This window comes from Streptomyces sp. CB01373 (assembly GCF_002803075.1).
Lineage (GTDB): Bacteria > Actinomycetota > Actinomycetes > Streptomycetales > Streptomycetaceae > Streptomyces.
In genome coordinates, this window is record NZ_NNBK01000018.1 from 99,133 (window position 1) to 113,355 (window position 14,223).

The 14,223-nt window shown below is 71.7% G+C and carries 12 protein-coding genes and 1 pseudogene; 5 read left to right on the forward strand and 8 right to left on the reverse strand.

Translation table 11 applies throughout. The annotated features are described in order from the left end of the window. Positions 1-18 precede the first annotated feature (18 nt). The 5 genes from CG719_RS27510 to CG719_RS27530 all read right to left on the reverse strand — a co-directional run bounded on the left by CG719_RS27510 (position 19) and on the right by CG719_RS27530 (position 7,107). A complete protein-coding gene (locus CG719_RS27510) occupies positions 19-2,835 on the reverse strand; it encodes an NHLP bacteriocin export ABC transporter permease/ATPase subunit (RefSeq protein ID WP_100571391.1) in 2,817 nt (938 codons plus the stop codon). 1 nt (position 2,836) lies between these two features. Then, positions 2,837-5,059: an NHLP family bacteriocin export ABC transporter peptidase/permease/ATPase subunit gene (locus CG719_RS27515; protein ID WP_100571392.1), complete on the reverse strand. Its 2,223-nt coding sequence runs from the start codon at positions 5,057-5,059 to the stop codon at positions 2,837-2,839. Then, positions 5,056-5,862, reverse strand: a complete 807-nt coding sequence (locus tag CG719_RS27520; RefSeq protein ID WP_100571393.1) for an HlyD family efflux transporter periplasmic adaptor subunit — start codon at positions 5,860-5,862, stop codon at positions 5,056-5,058. Before CG719_RS27520 ends, CG719_RS27515 begins: the two co-directional genes overlap by 4 nt. A 75-nt stretch (positions 5,863-5,937) precedes the next feature. Then, positions 5,938-6,153 (reverse strand): type A2 lantipeptide, encoded by a 216-nt coding sequence (locus tag CG719_RS27525; protein WP_100571394.1) that lies wholly within the window; start codon positions 6,151-6,153, stop codon positions 5,938-5,940. A gap of 507 nt (positions 6,154-6,660) precedes the next feature. Beyond that, positions 6,661-7,107, reverse strand: a complete 447-nt coding sequence (locus CG719_RS27530) for a DUF1772 domain-containing protein (protein ID WP_100571395.1) — start codon at positions 7,105-7,107, stop codon at positions 6,661-6,663. An 88-nt stretch (positions 7,108-7,195) separates the two neighbouring features. On the opposite strand from CG719_RS27530, the gene CG719_RS27535 reads away from it, so the two are divergent. Together CG719_RS27535 and CG719_RS27540 are read left to right on the forward strand one after the other, a co-directional pair. Continuing rightward, positions 7,196-7,774: a TetR/AcrR family transcriptional regulator gene (locus tag CG719_RS27535; RefSeq protein WP_100571396.1), complete on the forward strand. Its 579-nt coding sequence runs from the start codon at positions 7,196-7,198 to the stop codon at positions 7,772-7,774. Positions 7,775-7,797: 23 nt separating this feature from the next. Further along, positions 7,798-7,950 (forward strand): annotated as a pseudogene (locus CG719_RS27540) (MSMEG_1061 family FMN-dependent PPOX-type flavoprotein); the annotation flags it as partial. Between the two features lie 158 nt (positions 7,951-8,108). On the opposite strand, the gene CG719_RS27545 reads toward CG719_RS27540, so the two are convergent. Then, the gene (locus CG719_RS27545; protein WP_100571397.1) at positions 8,109-8,630 is read right to left on the reverse strand and encodes a GNAT family N-acetyltransferase; all 522 of its coding nucleotides are present in this window, start codon (positions 8,628-8,630) and stop codon (positions 8,109-8,111) included. 442 nt (positions 8,631-9,072) lie between these two features. Here CG719_RS27545 and CG719_RS27550 point away from each other — a divergent pair, with 442 nt between their 5' ends. The 3 genes from CG719_RS27550 to qcrB all read left to right on the forward strand — a co-directional run bounded on the left by CG719_RS27550 (position 9,073) and on the right by qcrB (position 12,480). Next, the gene (locus tag CG719_RS27550) at positions 9,073-10,332 is read left to right on the forward strand and encodes a S1 family peptidase (protein ID WP_199836800.1); all 1,260 of its coding nucleotides are present in this window, start codon (positions 9,073-9,075) and stop codon (positions 10,330-10,332) included. A 304-nt stretch (positions 10,333-10,636) separates the two neighbouring features. After that, positions 10,637-10,954 carry a hypothetical protein gene (locus CG719_RS27555; protein WP_100571398.1) on the forward strand — a complete coding sequence of 106 codons (318 nt, stop codon included), beginning with the start codon at positions 10,637-10,639 and terminating at the stop codon, positions 10,952-10,954. Further along, a complete protein-coding gene (qcrB, locus tag CG719_RS27560) occupies positions 10,951-12,480 on the forward strand; it encodes a cytochrome bc1 complex cytochrome b subunit (RefSeq protein ID WP_442802749.1) in 1,530 nt (509 codons plus the stop codon). The genes CG719_RS27555 and qcrB overlap by 4 nt, the downstream gene beginning before the upstream one ends. Here qcrB and ctaF read toward each other — a convergent pair. Both ctaF and CG719_RS27570 read right to left on the reverse strand, forming a co-directional pair. Further along, positions 12,410-12,799, reverse strand: coding sequence for an aa3-type cytochrome oxidase subunit IV (ctaF, locus tag CG719_RS27565; RefSeq protein WP_100571399.1), 390 nt, complete (start codon positions 12,797-12,799; stop codon positions 12,410-12,412). The two genes, qcrB and ctaF, sit on opposite strands and share 71 nt — an antisense overlap. Then, on the reverse strand, positions 12,796-14,223 hold a 1,428-nt coding region (locus CG719_RS27570), incomplete at its 5' end, for a cbb3-type cytochrome c oxidase subunit I (RefSeq protein WP_234375787.1). The genes ctaF and CG719_RS27570, both read right to left, overlap by 4 nt.

Sequence of the window (14,223 nt, forward strand, 5' to 3'; positions counted from 1 at the left end):
GCACGGTCCGGACCGGCCTCACGCCATCTGCCGCCGCACCAGTTCGTGCAGCCGCCCGCCCGTGTCCGCGAGCAGTTCGGCGGGCGGCCCCTGCTGGACGACCCTGCCGTCCTCCATCACGACGACCCGGTCCGCGTCGAGCACCGTCGACAGCCGGTGGGCGATGACGACGCGGGTGGCGTTGAGCTTGCGGGTGCTCTCGATCACCGTGCGCTGCGTGCCGTTGTCCAGCGCGCTGGTCGCCTCGTCGAAGAAGAGGATCCGTGGCCGGCGCACCAGCGCCTGGGCGATCATCAGGCGTTGCCGCTGGCCGCCGGAGACCGCGCCGCTTCCCGACACGATCGTGTGCAGGCCCATCGGCATCCGCTCGATGTCCCGCGCGAGGCCCGCCAGTTCGGCCGCCGCCATCGCCTCCTCGGCCGTGCACGGCTCCGTGCCGCGGATGACGTCCAGGATCGAACCGGTGAACGGCTGCGCGTGCTGGAGCACGACCCCGCACTGCCGGCGCACGGCCGACTGGTCAAGGGCTGCCAGGTCCTGGCCGTCGTACAGCACGCTGCCGGACAGCGGCCGGTCGAACCCGATCAGCAGCCTCAGCAGCGTCGACTTGCCGCAGCCGCTGGGCCCGACGATCGCCACGAACTCGCCCGGCCGCACCTCGAAGGACACGTCGTCGAGGACCAGCGGCCCGTCGTCCGTGTAGCGGAACGACAGCCGCCGCGCCTCGATCGCCCCGGACAGCGGCCCCGGCCGGGTACTGGCCGTGCGCACCTCCGGCGCGGCGTCCAGCACGGGCCTGATCTCCTCCAGCAGCGGCAGCGCGGCCACCGCCGAGACGAAGGCGCCGGTCAGCTGGGTGACCGAGGTCAGCAGCATCGTCACCGAGGTGTTGAAGGCCAGGAAGGCCGCCGCGGACATGGAACCGCGCGCCGGGCCCGCCAGCAGCATGAACATCAGCAGCGTGCACACCGGCAGGTACACCGCGCCCAGCACCGTGGTGAGGTTCTTGATCCGGCCCACCTTCTGCTGAAACTCACGGCTGCGCGCGAACCGGGACGCCCAGGCGGCGTACGCGTAGTTCTCGGCCGCCGCCACCCGCAGCTTCGGCAGCCCGCGCAGTGTCTGGAAGGCCTGGTTGTTCAGCTTGTTGGTGAGCACGACCAGATGCCGCTGCCATCGCGCCTGCCACAGCCCGAGCCCGAGGAACACGACGCCGATCACCACCAGCATGCCGAGCGCCGCCAGCGCCATGGAGGCGCTGTACCAGAACAGCAGCCCCAGGTTCATCGCGCCCACGGTCACCGACTGGGCGACCACCGGGCCCACCCCCGCCAGCAGCCGGCGGATCGCGCCGACCCCCATGGCCGCGCTCGCCAGCTCACCGGTGGAGCGCTCGGTGAAGAACTTCGTCGGCAGCCGCAGCAGCCGGTCCCACACGGCCGACTGGAGGGTGGCCTCGATACGGCCCTCCAGCCGCAGGACCGTCAGGTTCTGCAGGAGCATGAAGGCCGCCGCCACCACACTGCTGATGATCACGGCCAGGCACATCTGAGTGATGAGGCCCTGCTCGGCCCTGGGCACGTACTCGCCGAGCACCTTGCCGGTCGCGATGGGCACCAGCGCCCCGAGGACGACCGTCACCAGCCCGGCGGACAGCAGGTTAAGCAGATCGCCGCCGGTGCCGCGCAGGCTGAACCGCAGCAGCCCGAACGGGCCGAGCGGACGGTCGGGCAGCGGCCGGTAGAACATCACCGCGCGCGGCTCGAACTCCTCCGCGTTCGCCTTCTCCACCGGGTTCTCCCGCCCGGTGGCCGGGTGCACGGCGACGTATCCGCCGCGCCGCCACAGCAGCGCGACCGGCGCCCCGGACAGCGCCCGGTGCCCCACCAGCGGACCGATGTCCTCCCGCCACCAGCGGCCCTGAAGGCGTACGGTCCTGGTGCGCACCCGGGAGGCCAGGGCGACCCGCTCCACCGGGTCGAGGCGGTCGCTCTCGGTGCCGGCCTGGGGCGGTGCGGCCAGGGTGATCCCGGCGGCCCGGGCGACCAGCTCACAGGCCGCGTAGCCGGCGTCGGCGTCAGCGGCCGTGGGCCGTCCCGCCGAGGACCGGCCGATGGACGCCAGCAGCGTCCGGTCCGCCTGGGCGCGCACCGCCTCACCGGCCTTGATGCCGGCCGCCGTCCGGGTCTCGTGGGTGCGTTCCAGCTCCTCGATCCAGCGGTCCAGGGCGGTCAGCAGCCGGTACTGCTGATCGACCACGCTCTGCCACAGGGCGGGGTCCATCAGCAGGTCGGCCGCGGCCGGGGCGCCGTACAGCGCCCCGTACTGCACGCTGCCCGGCGGGACCCGCATCCAGAACACCTCGTCGTCCGTGGGCGCCGCCGCCCGCTCCTCGGCCATCGGCGCCTGGAAGAGCACGGACAGGCCGCGGCCGACGCCCAGCGCGAGGGCGTACTCCAGCGGGCTGGTCCGCGGCGGCACGTACTGGGGATCGCCGTACTCGTCGTACGACCAGGTCTCGGTGCTCGCCTGCTGGTACAGCTCGCGCAACCCGATACGCCGGACCACGCAGTTCCGCAGCGGGCGCGCGACCAGGGTGTGCCGCGGGCCCGTGACGGGACCGAGCAGCAGCGAGCCCGCCTCCAGCCGGCCCAGGTGGTGCCAGTGGCCCTGCCGCGCCGCGTCGACCGCGAACAGGTCCACCGCGCCGGCCGCGATCAGCCACAGCTCCTGGGGGCCCGCCAGGTCGAGCCGGTTGAAGCCCGAGCAGTCGATCGGCGTGCCCAGGGAGCCGAGAGCCCCGAGTACCAGGTCCGGCTCGCCCGCTGTCGTCATCTCACCGCTCCCTGACCAGCGCCGCGTACGCGCCGCCGTGCGCCATCAGTTCCCCGTGCCGCCCGCGCTCGACGACCGTGCCGTGCTGGAGCACGACGATCTCGTCGCTGTCGCGCACGGTGGACAGCCGGTGCGCGATCACCACGCAGGCGCAGCCGCGCCGCCGCAGGTTGTCCATGACGGTCTGCTCGGTCTCGCCGTCCAGGGCGCTGGTCACCTCGTCGAGCACGAGGATGCTGGGCCGGCGCACCAACGCGCGGGCGATCTCAAGGCGTTGGCGCTGACCGCCGGAGAAGTTGCGGCCGTCCTGCTCGACCCTGCTGTGGATGCCGCCGGGGCGGCGCGTCACGACCTCGTACAGGGCCGCGTCGCGCAGCGCCTCCACCACGGCGTCGTCCGGGATCGACGGGTCCCACAGGGCCACGTTGTCGCGAACCGTGCCCTCGAAGAGGAACACGTCCTGGTCGACGAACGACACGGAGGCCGCCAGCGCCCCGCGCGGAATGTCCTCAAGGCGCTGCCCGTCGATGCGGATCACCCCGTCCCAGGGCGTGTAGAGGCCCGAGATCAGGCGGGAGACGGTCGACTTGCCGCTGCCGGAGCCGCCCACGAGCGCGACCTGACGGCCGGGCCCGACGGTCAGGTCGAAGCCGGTCAGCAGCGGCTTGTCCAGCGGGCTGTAGCCGAAGGTGAGGTTCTCCAGCTCCACGTGCCCGTGCAGCCGGCGGGTGGAGTCCCCGCCGCGGGGGCGGGTGTACAGGGGGTCGGCCTGGAAGTTCTCGACGTCCTTGAGCCGGGCCACGTCCGCCGCGAAGTCCTGGATGCGGCCCGCGACTCCGTTGAGCCGGGTCAGCGGCGCGGTGAACCGGGTCACCAGCGCCTGGAACGCGACCAGCAGCCCGACCGAGATGTGCCCCTCGACGGCCCGCATTCCGCCGATCCACAGGATCAGCGCGCTGTTGAGGGTGGCGAGCGCCGGGGCGACCACGCCCAGCCAGGCGGTCGGCACCCCGAGCCGCTGCTGCTCCTCCAGGGTCGCGGCGTGCTGCCCGGCCCACTTGCGGAAGTAGCCGTCCTCGCCGCCGGTCGCCTTCATCGTCTCGATCAACTGGAGCCCGGTGTAAGCGGTGTTGGTCAGCCGGGCATTGTCCGCGCGCAGCTTCGCCGTACGGGTGGCGCGCAGCCGTACGACCACCCGCATCGCCACGACGTTCAGCAGGGCCACGCCGATGCCGACGAACGTCAGCTGCGGGTCGTAGGTGTAGAGCAGCAGCGCGTACAGCACCACGACCACCGCGTCGACGCCGGCCGCCGCCAGATCGCGGGCCAGGGTCTCGGCCACCTGGTCGTTGGAGGCCAGCCGCTGCACCAGGTCGGCCGGGGCGCGCTGGGCGAAGAAGGTGACCGGCAGCCGCAGCAGGTGGCGCAGGAAGCGGGCGCCGGCGAGCGTGGAGGAGATGAGGCGCCCGTGCAGCAGGTTGGCCTGCTGCAACCAGGTCAGCACGACGGTGAGCAGCACGCACACGCCCATCGACGCGAACAGCACGCCCAGCAGCGAGGTCCGGCCGCCGATCAGGTAGGTGTCGATGTAGGTCCTGCTGAGCGCGGGCACCGCCGCGCCGACCGCGACCAGCAGCAGACTGGCCAGCACCGCCGCCGGCATCGTGCCCGCGGTGCCGCGCATCCGGGCCGGCAGCGCGCCCAGGACTCCGGGTTTGCGGCCGCCCTTCTCGAAGTCCTCGCCGGGCTCCATCACCAGCACGACACCGGTGTAGCTGGTGTCGAAGTCCTCCATGGGCACGAAACAGCGGCCCTTGCCGGGGTCGTTGACGTACACCCCGCGCCGGCCGAGGCGGCGGCCCATGCCGTCGTAGACGACGTAGTGGTTGAACTCCCAGAAGAGGACGGCCGGGGCCTTCACCCCGGCGAGGGCGGCGGTGTCCATCTGCATGCCCTTGGCCGTCAGACCGTAACCGCGGGCCGCCTTCAGCAGGTTGCTCGCCCGTGAGCCGTCCCGGGAGACGCCGCAGGCGATCCGCAGTTCCTCCAGCGGGACATGGCGGCCGTGGTGACCGAGCACCATGGCGAGCGAGGCGGCGCCGCACTCCACGGCCTCCATCTGGAGCACCGTGGGCGTGCGGACGGTCCGGCCCCGCGTCCTGGGGCCGGACCGCGCGGGCCGGGCGGCGCGCCGGCGGCCGCGGGTCTCCTGGGTGGTGGTCACGGCAGCAGCCAATCGAGGGGACGCTGGTCGGCCAGCCGGATCGAGGCGGTGGCCGCGGTCATGGAGTCGAGCCGGTACGGCGGGCCCCCGGCGGAGGACCAGGTGAGGCCGCTCTCCGTCGTGGACGAGGTGTCGAGGCGTACGAGTACGGCGACGGGCCGGCCCTTCCGGGTGAACTGTTCGCCGAGCCGGCTGTCGCCGAGGAAGGCGGCGATCCGCTGCGCCGACTGGGCCGACCGGTCCACCGCCTTCACATGGCCGCGCAGCACGCCGTAGCGCTGGGCGGGCACCGAGGACACGGTCAGGTCGACCGGGGCGCCGACGGGGACGGCGGCGGCGTTCTCGGCCGGCACGTACACGGTCGCGTACAGCGGGTCGGAGGCGTGGGCGACCTTCTCCACGGCGGCGACGTCCGCGCCGGTGGACAGGATCTGGCCGATGGTGGCGGCGAGCGCGGTGATCCGGCCCGCGGCCACCGTGCGCACGGTCTGCTCGCCCTGGCCGGTACGCACCTTCAGCACGGGCGAGTTCGAGGGCAGCCGCTCGCCCTCCTCGGCGAGGACCGCGGTGACCTGTCCGGCGACCGGGCTCTGCAGGACGTAACTGCCCTGCGCGTGCGTGAGGATGGCGGGCGCGCCGACGGTGGAGGCGACCGATCCCGTCACCGCCCACAGCGACGCGGCCGCCACGGCGAGGAGGGTGACGGACAGGACGAGCCATCCCTGGGGACGGGCGAGCCGCACCGGGAGGTCGAGTTCTTCCGGCGACTCGAGCTTGGCGAGGGCCTGTTGTCGGAACTGCACGTTACGGCTTTCTGCGGCGACCGCGAGTCCCGGAACCGGCGTGCGGTCCCGGGACTCGGCGGCGACGAGGTGCGATCAGAGACCGGCGACCAGGTTGGCGACCGGGGCGGTGCTCAGACCGGTGGCGCCCTCGACGGTGCCGACGGCCGTGTTCACCACGCCGGAGACCGGGACAACGCTGTCCACCAGGCCGGTGGCGGTGCCCAGAGCGTTCACGGACAGGCCGCCGGAGACGTTGTCGAGGTCGGCGTCGGAGATCTCGGCGGTCTCGACCTGGGGGGTCGGGTTCATGATTGGAACGTCCCTTCATATGGATGTCTCACAAGGGGGGAGCGGCCCTCTGTGGGGAAAGACGGCCGCGAACGCGGGTGCCGGGTCCCGCTTCCCGAGTGCCCGGCCGGGGTCCCGCGTTGCGATGGATGTAAGCACGGTGCCGCCCGCCGATTCCACTCAACCAAGCCCCCCACCAGGGCACTTGACGACGTGGCCGGAGAACCGTGCAGGCCCGGAAACGGTATGGCGGCCACTTCTTCACACGCCGCGCCGCATCGGCGCACCGCCTCCCTTGCCGCCGCGCCGGTGGACCGGGAACCGGACGCCGAAGGCCGCGCCGGGGGCGCGCGGTTGTGCAGATCCTCCGAACACGGTGACCCCGCTGGGCATTCGATGTGCAGATTCACTGAAGCCCGGATTCCGCTTCCGGTTCGCCACCGAACGTCGCCGCACGGTGGCGGAGCGTGCCATGCCGGCTACGCATGGCACCGCGGCGCGGCACCTGCGCGGTCCCGGTCCGCAGGCTCAGGCGAGGGCGGCCGCGAGCAGGGCGAAGGCGGCGATGAGGACGGCGACGCGGAGGTAGTGGAAGCGGTTCCAGCGGTTCATCTGCTCCTTCCAGTCCTCGGGCAGGTTGTCGGGGGTCCATGTCCTGCCCCGGTTGTTGATCGGGACGAGCAGCAGGAGCGACATGATCACGCTCAGGATCAGCAGCGCGGCGGCGATGACGACGAGGCCGGTGCCGTGGTGATGCCACCCGGCGACGGCCCGGGCCGCGACGAGGACGAGCGAGCCGATGTACCAGAACGGCATCACGGCGCCGAGCATCCGGGCCCCGTGGGCGCGGCCGCGCACGGCACTGTCGCCGGGGAGGCCGTTGAGGATCGGGTTGATGACGAAGGCGACGGAGAACTCGACCCCCACCATCAGGCCTACGGCCACGATGGTGAAGACCTCGAGTGCGTCGAGCATGATGCCCCCTGGGATCTAGTGCTGCTAGCTGATGAGGCAACGCTAGCGCTACTGCCGATCGATTGTCTAGCGGTGCTAAGGTCGAGCCATGTCGGTACAGGAACGCAAGCAGCGCGAACGGGCGGGCCGCGAGCGGCTCATCGTGGCGACGGCCCGAGAACTCGCCGAGCAGCAGGGCTGGGACGCGGTCACCACTCGTCGGCTCGCCGAGCGCATCGAATACAGCCAGCCCGTCCTCTACAGCCATTTCCGCGGCAAGCGCGAGATCATCGGCGCCGTCGCCCTCCAGGGTGCCGCCGAGATGGCCGTGGCGCTGCGGGCCGTGGCCTCCGCCGCGGACGGCCCGCGCGCCCGGGTCACGGCCCTCGCCCGCGCCTACCTCGACTTCGCCGAGCGCAACCCGGCGGTCTACGACGCCATGTTCCAGCTCGACGGCGGCCTGGCGTTCGCGAAGGAGGACACCCCGGAGCCGCTGAAGGACGCCTTTGCCGCCCTGCTGGAAAACCTCGGCGAGGTCGCCGGGGACGGCGTGCACCCGGCGCTGTTCACCGAGGTGTTCTGGGCGGCTCTGCACGGGCTGGCGACCCTGACCCGGGCGGGACGGCTGCCGCCGGGGGACGCCGAGCGGAGGGTGGAACTGCTGGTGGACCGGCTCGCCGTGGTCTGACACCGGCAGGGCCCGCAACTCCTCGCAGCGGGGCCTGGAAGCCGGAGCAGTGGCTGCCGGCGGACGCCCAGCCGATCTCGGCCGAGGTGACGCTGGCCCAGCTGCGGATGCCGGAGCTGACGATCGCCGACATCGAGCAGGCGGAGGCGGATTCGCTGAAGTACCGGTACGAGTAACGGGCCGACCAGCGATTGCTGGACCACCAGCCCGCCCCCCGGACCGGCATGCCCCAGGAGCAATCGCGGGGCAGTCCGTAAGCACGTGATCTCGTTGGTCTTGTCGCCCACGTCGAGCCGGGCCAGGACCAGGCCGCGGACGGGATCGGGTACCCCGGCTAGGAGCGTGGGTCAGTATCCGGCGTCGTGCCGGTCCAGGCGATCTCGAAGTACCTGATGCGTTCATCTTGCCCGGCCGGCCGCATGCCGGCTGCCAACATGACGTGCTGGGACGCGATGTTGTCGTGGTCGGCGTCGCCTTTCACGCAGGTGACGCCGCGCGCCCGCGCGAACAGCAGCAGTCCGCGGAGGGCTTCGGAGGCGTATCCCTTGCCTCGTGCTGACGGGATGAGACCGTAGCCGATCGTGACGCTGCCGTTCTCGTCCGCGGGTCCGTGGAAGCCCAGGCCGCCGATCGCCTGACCGTCCTCGCGGCGACGGATCTCATAGTTGCCGAACGGCTGGGGATCACCGGTGTTCGCGCAGGTGCCCAGGAAGCGCCTGGCGGCGGACACGTCCCCATCGGTGGGGTATCCGGGCGCCCATCGGGCACCGCTGTGCGACTCGCCCGCCACCACTCGCTCAGCCTCGCTGACGGTCATCGGATGAAGCACGAGCCGCGCTGTCACAAGATCGCCCATGGCAGGGAGGAGTATCACGCGGGGCGAGCGGACCGCACTTGGATTGTCCGACCGGGCAGCGCCCCACCTCCGGTTGGTGATCGTAGGCACAGAAGAATCGCGGTAGGCGCGGTGTGCTGGACCTGGGGCCGGTCCTGGCCGACTGCGCCGACGAGCGCGGCCATTCGCCTCGATCTCACGATTCAGCCGCCACCAACTGGATGCCCTCGCCGACCTGTCCGGCGGGGCATGACCGTGACGGCACCTCAACATGCGAGCCCGCCAGTCCAAGGCCGCATACGGCTTTCCTGGGCCGCGAGTTGGCCGATTCAGCGCGAACTTGGGGGAGTTGGCGAACGGGATTGAACACGGTGGCCGCTCCCTGCGTACCAAGAGCTGTCCAGGCGTCCCCCCAACCGCCCCGGACGGCGGCACGGACCGCGTCCCCAGGAGGTCGAGAAGTTTGAGTCACAAGCGAATTCCGAAGCGCAGGGCCGCGATAGCGGCGGGCGGCGTGGTGGCGCTCGGAGCGGCGGCGATACTGCTTCCGAACGCCAACGCCTCCCAGGACGGCGCTGCGGACGACGCCACTCCCAGGACCCTCAAGGCCGCGGACGCCTCGGGTCTTTCCACCCGGCTCGCCACGGAACTCGGCGACTCCTTCGCCGGCTCCTACTACGACAGCGCCGGACAGCGGCTCGTCGTCAACATCGCGGGCGGCGACGCCGACACCGTCCTCCGGGCGAAGAAGGCGGGCGCGGCCGTCCGCCAGGTCGGCAACAGCACCGCCGCCCTGAAGTCCGCCGCCCGGACCCTGAAGGCCGACGCCACCATCCCGGGCACCTCCTGGGCCGTCGACCCGCGCACCAACAAGGTCGTGGTCACCGCCGACAGCACGGTCACCGGCGCCCAGTGGAACAGACTCCAGGCCACCGTCCGCGGTCTCGGCTCCGGCATGGCGACCCTGAAGAAGTCCGCCGGCACCTTCAAGACCTTCGCCGCCGGCGGCGACGCCATCTTCGCCCGGGCGCAGGGCGGCACCGTCCGTTGCTCCCTCGGCTTCAACGTCACCGCGAGCGACGGCAGCCCCGCCTTCCTGACCGCCGGGCACTGCGGTGTCTCGGCCGCGCAGTGGTCCGACTCCCAGAACGGCGGCCCGGTGGCCACCGTGGACCAGGCCACCTTCCCCGGCAGCGACCTCGCCCTCGTCACGTACGACGACCCGGCCACCCAGGCGCCGAGCACGGTCGACGTCGGCAACGGGCAGAGCGTCCAGATCACCGGGGCGGCCGAGGCCACCGTCGGTGCGACGGTGTTCCGCATGGGCAGCACCACCGGACTGCACAACGGCACGGTCACCGGCCTCGACGCCACCGTCAACTTCCAGAGCGACAACGGCGGCGTCGACACCGTCACCGGTCTCGTCCAGACCAACGTCTGCGCCGAGCCCGGCGACAGCGGCGGCCCCCTGTTCACCCAGAACGGCGGCGCGGTCGGCCTCACCTCGGGTGGCAGCGGCGACTGCACCCGGGGCGGCGAGACCTTCTTCCAGCCGGTCACCACCGCCCTCGAGGCGACGGGCGCGACATTCGGCGCGGTCGGCGACACGGCCGGCGCGGCGGACCAGCAGTCCGGCACCGACCAGTCCGACGCGCCGCAGTCCGGTGCCGGAGGCCACCACTCCGGCCCCGCGTACGGATCCGGGCGCGGCCGGACCCACTGAACGGCCCCTCCCGAGCGGCTACCCCCTGAGCCGTTCGCCCCGGGCCGCTGACCGGCTCCCCCCACGCCACCGCCCGGCCTGCCGGCCGGTGGCAGCCGGTCAGTGCATCGGTCCGGCCCTCCCGGCGGAGGGCCGGACCGATCAACCTTCCGACCGCCCCACGCTCCGTCACACGTCCGGTGCGGGGCGAGCACCGGCGCCGTGATGCCGCCCATGGACCCGCGACCCGCCACACGGGTGTGCCATGTCCCCGCCCGGCAGGTCGGGACCGCCGCGCGCGCCGGTCGTGCTTAGGGTCCGGGCTGTGTCACACACCTTCGAAGAGCTCGTGGCCAAACAGCGGGCGGCCGACGAGGCACACGCCCGGGTCGAGCAGCTGCGGCAGAACTACGGACCGCCCGCGCAGGCACAGTGGACCGGCACGCAGAGCGAGACGTACGAGACGGCGTGGCGGGCCTGGCGGGACCTGGCCCGTGATCTCCAGGCCGCCCTGGGCGAGTACGCGAGCGACGAGGGCAAACCGCGCACCGAGACCGAGGCCGACGTGGAGCGGGCCGCCCGATCGACCCCGGAGACGGGCGAGGGCGGCCGGGACGAGGGCGGCGGAGCGGAGGAGCCGTGAGCCCCCCGGCACGGCGCGGACGCACCGCGCGCGGAGCCGTGGCCGGTGAGCGTCTCACCGGATTCCTGGACGCCCGGCTGCCGCTGTCCGAGGGCGGCGGGCTGATGCGCAAGGCGTTCCCCGAGCACTGGTCGTTCCTGCTCGGCGAAATCGCCCTGTACAGCCTGATCGTGCTGGTCCTGACCGGTGTGTGGCTGACGCTGTTCTTCGAGCCGGGGATGCGCGAGGTCGCCTACGCCGGGTCGTACGCGCCGCTGCGTGGGGTGCTCATGTCGGAGGCGTTCGACTCCACCCTGCGCATCAGCTTCGACATCCGTGGCGGGCTGCTGCTGCGGCAGGCCCACCACTGGGCGGCGCTCGTCTTCGTCGCCGCGATCGGCGCGCATCTGCTGCGGATCTTCTTCACGGGCGCCTTCCGCAGGCCCAGGGAGATCAACTGGGTCATCGGGGTGACACTGTTCGCCCTCGCCATCGCCGAAGGCTTCGCGGGCTACTCCCTCCCCGACGACCTGCTCTCCGGCACCGGGCTGCGCATCGCCCAGGCGATCGTGCTGTCCCTGCCGCTGATCGGCACCTATGTCAGCTTCTTCGCGTTCGGCGGCGAGTACCCCGGGCACGAGATCATCCCCCGGCTGTACAGCCTGCACATCCTGCTGCTGCCGGGCGTCCTGATCGCCCTGGTCGTCGTGCACCTGGTCCTCGTCTTCTACCTGAAGCACACCCAGTGGCGCGGCCCGGGCCGCAGCAATCGCAACGTGCGGGGCAAACCGCTCTTCCCCGAGTTCACCGCCTCTTCGCTGGGCCTGCAGTTCACCGTCTTCGGCGTGCTGTTCGTGCTCGCCGGGATCGCCCAGATCAACCCGGTGTGGACCTACGGCCCCTACCAGCCGGACCTGGCGTCCACCGGGTCCCAGCCGGACTGGTACGTCGGGTTCCTGGAGGGCTCACTGCGGCTGATGCCGGCCTGGGAGACGAACGTGGCCGGGCACACGATCATGTGGAACGCCTTCCTGCCGGCGGTGGTCCTGCCGGCGCTGCTGTTCGCCGTCCTGTACGCGTACCCGTTCGCCGAGCAGTGGCTGACGGGGGAGTGGCACCAGGAGCAGCACCTGTGCGACCGGCCTCGGGAGCGCCCCGTGCGCACCGGCCTCGGCGTCGCCGGGATCGTCTTCTACGGCGTGCTGCTGCTGGAGGGCGGCAACGACGTCATCGCCGCAACCTTCCGGGTCTCCGTGAACACGATCACCTGGGTGCTGCGGATCTCGTTCGTGCTGGCCCCCGTCGCCGCCTTCCTGGTCACCCGAACCCTGTGCCACGCCCTGCTGGCCAAGGAGCAGGAGGTCCTCGCCGAGGGCGAGGAGACCGGCCGGGTGCGGCAGTCCATCACCGGGGGCTACGAGAGCGAGCACCGCCCCGTCGAGTCCCGCCGGCCCGGAACCCCGGTGGGACCGGTCGTCACTCGCCCCGGTGAACGTACTGGAACGCCATCCCCGCCACCCCCCGCGCCAGCACCGCGAGACCGATGAGGAACAGCCACAGTCCGTAGACCACGCCCAGCGCGGTGACCGAGAAGCCCAGCGCGGTGATGACCGGCCAGGTGCTCTCCGGGGGGAAGAACTCCAGCGGCCCGGCGGCGTCGGCGACCTCGGCCTCACGGCGGTCCTGCGGGCGAGCTCCCTTGCGGCGGTACTGGATGACGCAGAAGAAGGAGTCCAGCGCCGCCATTCCGCAGGCGATGACCAGCGCCGCAGTGCCGGCCGGCTCGCCGGACCAGACGCCGTACAGGGCGGCGCTGCCGCCGAAGAACAGCGCGACACCGCCGAAGAGCAGGGCCTCCACCTTCATCGGCGTCCCTCCAGTGCCGCCTGCCGCACGACGTCGGGATGGTGCAGGTCGAAGGCGGGCGCCTCCGAGCGGATCCGCGGCAGCGCCTCGAAGTTGTGCCGCGGCGGCGGGCAGGAGGTCGCCCACTCCAGGGCGCGCCCGTACCCCCAGGGGTCGTCCACGGTGACCTTCCGTCCATGGCGTGAGGTGTGCCAGACGTTGTAGAGGAACGGCAGGGTGGACGCGCCGAGCAGGAACGCCCCCGCCGAGGAGAGTGTGTTCAGGAGGGTGAAGCCGTCGGCGGGCAGGTAGTCGGCGTACCGGCGGGGCATCCCCTCCGCGCCGAGCCAGTGCTGCACCAGGAAGGTGAGCTGGAAGCCGGGGAAGAGCAGCCAGAAATGGATCTTGCCGAGCCGCTCGTCCAGCAACTTCCCGGTGATCTTCGGCCACCAGAAGTAGAACCCGCCGAACATCGCGAACACCACGGTGCCGAACAGCACGTAGTGCAGGTGGGCCACGATGAAGTACGAGTCGGTCACGTGGAAGTCCAGCGGCGGCGAGGCGATCAGCACGCCGCTCAACCCGCCCAGCAGGAACGACACCATGAATCCGATCGACCACAGCATCGGCGTCTCGAACGACAGCGAGCCGTGGCGCATCGTCCCGATCCAGGCGAAGAACTTGATCCCGGTGGGCACCGCGATCAGGAACGACATGACCGAGAAGAACGGCAGCAGCACCGCGCCCGTGGCGAACATGTGGTGCGCCCACACCACCGCGGACAGCATGGTGATCGCGATGGTCGCCCCGATCATCGGCAGGTAGCCGAACTGCGGCTTGCGGGAGAAGACCGGGACGATCTCACTGACGATCCCGAAGAACGGCAGCGCGACGATGTAGACCTCCGGGTGGCCGAAGAACCAGAACAGGTGCTGCCACAGCAGCGCCCCGCCGTTGGCCGCGTCGAAGACGTGCGCCCCGAACTTCCGGTCCGCCTCCAGGGCGAGCAGCGCGGCGGTCAGCACCGGGAAGGCGGGCAGCACCAGGATCGAGGTGAACAGCACGTTCCAGGTGAAGATCGGCATCCGGAACATCGTCATCCCGGGTGCGCGCAGGGTCGTGATCGTGGCGATGAAGTTCACCGCGCTGAGCGTGGTCGACACACCCGTCACCACCAGTCCCATCGCCCACAGATCGCCGCCGGCGCCGGGGGAGAAGTAGGCGCTGTTCAGCGGCGCGTAGGCGAACCAGCCGAAGGCCGCCGAGCCGCCGGGCACGAGGAACCCCGACACGACCATGAGCCCGCCGAAGAGGTACATCCAGTACGACAGGGCGTTCAGGCGGGGGAAGGCCAGGTCGGGGGCGCCGATCTGCAGCGGCATCACCGCGTTCGTGAAGCCCGCGAACATGGGGGTGGCGAACAGCAGCATCATGATCGTGCCGTG